The 5,975-nt window shown below is 49.9% G+C and carries 6 protein-coding genes; 5 read left to right on the forward strand and 1 reads right to left on the reverse strand.

The features are described 5' to 3' along the window. Positions 1–136 precede the first annotated feature (136 nt). The 5 genes from MMIC_RS12645 (at position 137) to ilvN (ending at position 5,427) form a co-directional block, all read left to right on the forward strand. Positions 137–280: a DprA-like winged helix domain-containing protein gene (locus MMIC_RS12645; RefSeq protein WP_227819511.1), complete on the forward strand. Its 144-nt coding sequence runs from the start codon at positions 137–139 to the stop codon at positions 278–280. Beyond that, entirely contained in the window at positions 277–2,553 is a 2,277-nt protein-coding gene (gene topA / locus MMIC_RS12125; protein ID WP_072660739.1) for a type I DNA topoisomerase, read from the forward strand. The genes MMIC_RS12645 and topA overlap by 4 nt, the downstream gene beginning before the upstream one ends. Next, complete coding sequence (rimI, locus tag MMIC_RS12130; protein WP_083530595.1) at positions 2,480–3,001, forward strand: ribosomal protein S18-alanine N-acetyltransferase; 522 nt, start codon at positions 2,480–2,482, stop codon at positions 2,999–3,001. Before topA ends, rimI begins: the two co-directional genes overlap by 74 nt. 231 nt (positions 3,002–3,232) lie before the next feature. Further along, entirely contained in the window at positions 3,233–4,933 is a 1,701-nt protein-coding gene (gene ilvB, locus MMIC_RS12135; protein ID WP_072660740.1) for a biosynthetic-type acetolactate synthase large subunit, read from the forward strand. After that, positions 4,930–5,427, forward strand: a complete 498-nt coding sequence (ilvN, locus tag MMIC_RS12140; protein ID WP_072660741.1) for an acetolactate synthase small subunit — start codon at positions 4,930–4,932, stop codon at positions 5,425–5,427. Before ilvB ends, ilvN begins: the two co-directional genes overlap by 4 nt. Before the next feature lie 29 nt (positions 5,428–5,456). Here ilvN and MMIC_RS12145 read toward each other — a convergent pair whose 3' ends face one another. Continuing rightward, entirely contained in the window at positions 5,457–5,807 is a 351-nt protein-coding gene (locus tag MMIC_RS12145) for a response regulator (protein WP_072660742.1), read from the reverse strand. Between the last annotated feature and the right edge of the window lie 168 nt (positions 5,808–5,975).

The raw sequence follows: 5,975 nt of genomic DNA on the forward strand, positions 1-5,975 counted from the left end.
TTCGTTTCCACTGTGATCACTCCTGTTTTTTCCTCCAACTAAATCATTAGCTGGGGATACTACAGGGGGGTCAAATTTGGACGCTGATTTACCCCTCTAGGGGGTCAATTTTGAACGCTGAATAACAACTGAAAGCATGCATCTGGATAGTTTGTGTGAAATTTGTGGGTTGACCCTGCCCGAGCTTTCCCCCATCTTGCTCGCCCTTGAGCTGCAGGGGGTTATTGAACGCCTGCCTGGTAGCCGGTATCTGTTGAGCGTGGAGTTGTCTGAGACATGAGTGCAGTTGTGGTGGTGGAATCTCCCGCCAAAGCGAAAACGATCGAAAAATATCTGGGCAAAGGCTACAAAGTGCTGGCCTCGTACGGGCATGTGCGCGCATTTCCTAAAAAAGATGGCTCGGTTGATCCGGAAAATGACTTTGCAATCAAATATCAGATCATTGAAGATAAAAAGAAACGCCTTGATGCTATTGCGAATGCGCTGAAGAAAGCTGACATGCTCATTCTCGCAAGCGATTTGGATCGCGAGGGTGAAGCTATTGCATGGCATGTCGCTGAAGTCATGCGCTCGCGTGGTTTGCTGAAAAAGAAGCAAGTTCAACGCATTACCTTTAATGAAATCACTAAGAAAGCCATTGCCGAAGCCGTAGAGAATCCTTCTGAAGTGGATATGCGGATGGTGGATGCTCAGCAGGCACGCAGTGCACTGGATTATCTGGTGGGTTTCACGCTTTCACCGTTGTTATGGCGAAAAGTCCGCAGTGGTCTGTCTGCCGGTCGTGTGCAGTCGGTGGCGCTGCGTTTGATCTGTGAACGAGAGCAGCATATTCGCGAATTCAAACCGAAAGAATTCTGGACCATTGATACCGAGTGCGCCGTTGGCGATGCAGGATTCCCTGCGCAGCTGTATGCCGAGGCAGGCAAAAAACTAACCAAGTTTGCGATTACTGATGGCGTGAATGCCAAGCTGATGGCGCGAAAAGTTGCGTCAGCTCAGTTTACAGTCGTTGATGTACAGAAGAAGCAGAGTCGTCAGCAACCATCTCCACCTTTTATCACCACAACACTGCAGATGGATGCATCGCGCAAGCTCGGTTTTACGGCGAGAAAAACCATGCAGGTGGCCCAGAAACTGTATGAAGGTATTGAGGTGGACGGCGAACCGGTTGGTTTGATCACCTATATGCGTACCGATTCGGTATCATTGTCCGATGATGCGATCAGTGAAATGCGTGATTTCATTGATGATCAGTACGGCAGCACATTCATGCCGGATAGCCCGCGTCGCTTCAAGACCAAGAGCAAGAATGCACAGGAAGCGCATGAGGCGATTCGTCCGACTTCGATCCTGCGTACACCTGATGCGATGAAATCTGTTCTCGATGCGGATGCTTTGAAGCTGTACAAGCTGATCTGGAAACGGGCACTGGCATCCCAGATGGCAGCAGCAGTGCTGGATCAGGTGCGCGCTGATATCGATTCCGCTGATCATGACCTGACAATCAGGGCGACCGGGTCGACACTGGCCTTTGCCGGATTCCGCAAACTCTATATTGAAGGCACGGATGAACCGGGCAAGAATGATAAAGAGCGCATGTTGCCGCCGCTTGCGGTTGGTGATGTGGTGCTGGTCAAAGATGCTGATGCCAAACAGCACTTCACCGAGCCGAAACCCCGTTTTTCTGAAGCCACGCTGGTGAAAGAGCTGGAGGCCAATGGTATTGGTCGTCCGTCCACCTATGCTTCGATTCTGAATGTACTGCGTGAGCGCAAATATGTTGAGATGGAAAAGAAACGTTTTGTACCTACTGATACCGGCGATATCGTCAGCGGTTTCCTGACCAAATATTTCACCGATATTGTTGAACCCGGCTTCACCGCAGAAGTGGAAGATAAGCTGGATGCCGTGGCGCGTGGCGAATGTGAGTGGAAGCCTATTCTCCGTGATTTCTGGACGCCGTTTAAAGCGCGTATTGATGATACCATGCAAAATGTGAAGCGCTCCGACGTCACGCATGAAGAGACTGATGAGATCTGTCCGGAGTGTGGCAAACCGATGGCTATTAAGCTGGGTCGCTATGGTAAATTTCTGGCCTGTACCGGTTATCCGGAGTGTAAAGTGGCTCAGCCTCTCAATGGTGCTGAAGAGCAGCCTGCGCCGGAAGTTTCCGATGAGAAGTGTGAAAAATGCGGTGAGCCGATGTTGATCAAGAGCGGGAGATACGGAAAATTTCTCGGCTGTTCGGCTTATCCGAAATGCAAAAATTTGCAGCCTCTGGAAAAACCGGCGGATACCGGCATCAAGTGTCCTGTGTGCAATAAAGGCACTTTTCTGGAGAAGAAATCCCGCCGTGGTAAAATCTTCTACTCCTGCTCAACCTATCCGAAATGTAAGAATGCACTGTGGAACAAGCCGATTGATAAGCCATGCCCTGAATGCAGTGCTCCCTTTGTGACCGAGAAGATAACCAAGCGCAATGGTACTGAGCACGTCTGCGCAACTGAGGGTTGCGGTTGGAAAGAACAGGTGGATCTGCCTGAAGCGGCCTGAGTCAGTCTGTATTCGCGCGGGATCTGAAGATGACCTGCAGCCTGTATATCGCCTGAATCAACAGGCATTTGAGCATGGCTGGTCTTTTGAGGCGCTCTATTCTGCACTGGAATCCGGATATGACCTGATTGTTTGTGAGCAGGATGGGATACTGATTGGTTACCTGCTTAGTTTGCGTGTGTTTGATGAAGTGCAGATTATGCAGATCGCTGTGGCGGACTCCTGGCGTCGGCAGGGACTTGCTGCGGCCATGAGTGAATATTTATTGCAGTGCTCTGGCCCTGTGCAACAGGTCACTCTGGAAGTACGGGTTTCCAATCGTGCTGCCCGTGCATTGTATGCCCGCCTGGGTTTTGAAGAGGTGGGCCTAAGAAAAAAATATTACGCACCTGATGCTGCAGGCATCTCTGAAGATGCCTTGCTGATGAGTAAATATCTGGTTTCATGAGAGAACTGCATGTTTGAATGATCATGATTGCAGAAAAACGGGTACAACACGAGGAGCAGGCCGCGGACTGAATTGATGGTCGACTGAGGGGGTATGTGACTATCTTGTATCCTCCGGCTACCTCTAATCCCTTTGTTTTTATGATGTTTTTCAAGCCCTTTCCTTGACCCGATAGGGGCAGGGGTGCAGCTTTCCGGCTCATTTTTCTGCTTATAGAGAGTACAAACCACCATGAAACTTACCGGCGCCGAAATCTTTGTTGAATGTCTCAAACGTGAGGGTGTGGATACCATCTTTGGTTATCCGGGCGGCGCTGTGCTTCAGATTTATGATGCAATTTTCAAGCAGAGCCACTTCAAACACTATCTGGTTCGACATGAGCAGGCTGCACTGCATGCCGCCAATGGCTATGCGCGTGTATCCGGCAAGTGTGGTGTGGCACTGGTAACTTCAGGGCCGGGTGCAACCAATGCAGTGACCGGACTTGCCGACTCCCTGGCCGATTCCATTCCAACCGTATGTTTTTCAGGACAGGTGCCATCCAGTCTGATTGGTAACGATGCATTTCAGGAAGCAGATATCGTTGGTATCACGCGCTCGGCCACCAAACACAATTTTCTGGTGAAGCGTGTTGAGGATCTGGCGCTGATTATTCGTCAGGCATTTCACATCGCAACAACCGGACGCCCGGGTCCTGTACTGGTTGATATTCCCAAGGACATCAGCATTGATGTATGCGAATTCGAATGGCCTGAAGAAGTGAATATGCGTTCCTATCAGCCGGTCACTCAGGGGCATCCGGGCCAGATTAAGAAGGCTGTTCGTTCCATGCTGGCGGCTAAACGTCCTGTTCTTTATACCGGTGGCGGTATTATGAGTTCAGTAGGCAGTGCATCGCTGCTGCGCGAGCTTTCGCACGCATTGAATGCACCGGTCACCAATACCCTGATGGGGCTGGGCGGTATACCGCATGATGATCCGAATTTCCTGGGCATGCTCGGCATGCACGGCACCTATGAAGCAAATATGGCGGTTTCACATTGCGATCTTCTCGTTGCTATCGGTTCCCGTTTTGATGACCGTGTAACCGGTCGCCTCGATGCTTTTGCACCGGATGCCAGGGTCATTCATATTGATGTGGACCCCTCCTCGATTTCCAAGAATATTCATGCCCACCTGCCTATCGTGGGCGATGTTGGCATTGTGCTAAAACAGTTACTCGAAGAGGTCGCGCGTAAGAATGGGGCGCCTGACGCTGAGGCTCTGGGCCTCTGGTGGGAGCAGATTGATGAGTGGCGTGCAAAGGATTCTCTGGCTTTTGAGCAGCCAGAAGATGGTGCAATCAAGCCACAGACAGTTATTCGTCGGGTGCATGATAAAACGAAAGGTAATGCGATCGTGGCCACCGATGTGGGGCAGCATCAGATGTGGGCTGCTCAACATTATGGTTTTAATCGTCCTCACCGCTGGCTGACTTCCGGCGGATTGGGAACCATGGGTTATGGTCTGCCGGCAGGCCTGGGTGCACAGGTTGCCAAACCGGATGAAAAGGTTGTGGTGTTTACCGGTGATTCATCGATACAGATGTGTAGCCAGGAGTTCTCCATGGCTTTCCAGTATAATCTGCCGGTAGTGGTGATTATTCTGAACAATGGTTATATGGGTATGGTGCGCCAGTGGCAGGAGATGTTTTACGAGTCCCGCTATTCGAACTCCTATTTCGATTCTCTCCCCGATTTCGTCAAACTGGCGGAATCTTATGGCGGTGTTGGTATTCGTGTAGACAGGCTTGATGAGCTGGATGCGGCGCTTGATCGGGCGCTGAGCGTCAATGATCGCTTTGTGTTGGTCGATATTGCAGTTTCGAAAGATGAAAATGTGTTCCCGATGGTTCCGGCTGGTGCCGCATTAAATGAGATGGTGTTATCATGAGACATACAATTTCAGTATTGGTAGAGAATGAATTTGGCGTTCTGACTCGTGTGGCAGGCCTGTTTTCTGCACGCGGCTACAACATCGAAACCTTAAACGTGGCACCCTTACAGGATAGAACAGTCAGTCGTATGACGCTGGTGACGCGTGGTGATGAGCATGTGATTGAGCAGATCAAGAAACAGCTGAACAAGCTGGTGCCGGTCATCAAGGTGGAAGATATATCACATACGGTACATCTTGAACGCGGACTGCTGATGGTTAAGGTGAAGGCAGGTGGCGATAACTGTGAAGCACTGCTGGAGTTGGTAGAAAAATATGATGCCGAGGTGATTGATGATCATATCGACAGCCATATGATTTTCGAGTTTACCGGCAAGGTTGAGGTGCTGGATAATGTCCTCATTGAACTCGAACCATTCGGCATCATTGAAACAACGCGCACCGGACCTCTGGGTATGCGACGTGGTGTTCAGGGTTTTACTGTCGATTAATCTGCTAGTTATTCCGGGCCATTGAGCCGTTATTCGTCGTTTGTTTTGATGCTCTGAATCAGTTGCGCAATCTCATCGGGTGAAAATGGTTTTTGCAGAAAGTGAAGTTTGCCGATTTTTTCGGACACATTCCGGCCAGATATCACAATAGTTTTGATGTTTTCGAAGAGTGATAGTGCTTTTAAGTGCAGTTCGAAACCATTCATGGCCGGAAGATTATAGTCAGTGATGAGGATCGAGGGTTTTTGGCGCGTCTTCTGCATGTGCGCAATTGCATCTGATGGATGTGAAAAGCTATGCGTTGTATATCCAATATCGGTGAGCAAACAGCTCAGGAATTCAGACAGATCAGAATTGTCATCAACAATATATATCGGCAAACCCCTCTCCCTGTTTGTTTGGTCATTTATATATAGATGGCCACTGCTGTCCGGTTAAGCATTGAGCAGTGCCATCTGGCGAGGATTCACGGTCGGTTTTCGCTTTGGAGGCGGTGAGCTTCCTCCCAGCAATTCGGCGATATTCCTTCGCTGCATGAGGTTGACCGA

The sequence above is a fragment of the Mariprofundus micogutta genome (assembly GCF_001895085.1).
GTDB lineage: Bacteria > Pseudomonadota > Zetaproteobacteria > Mariprofundales > Mariprofundaceae > Mariprofundus > Mariprofundus micogutta.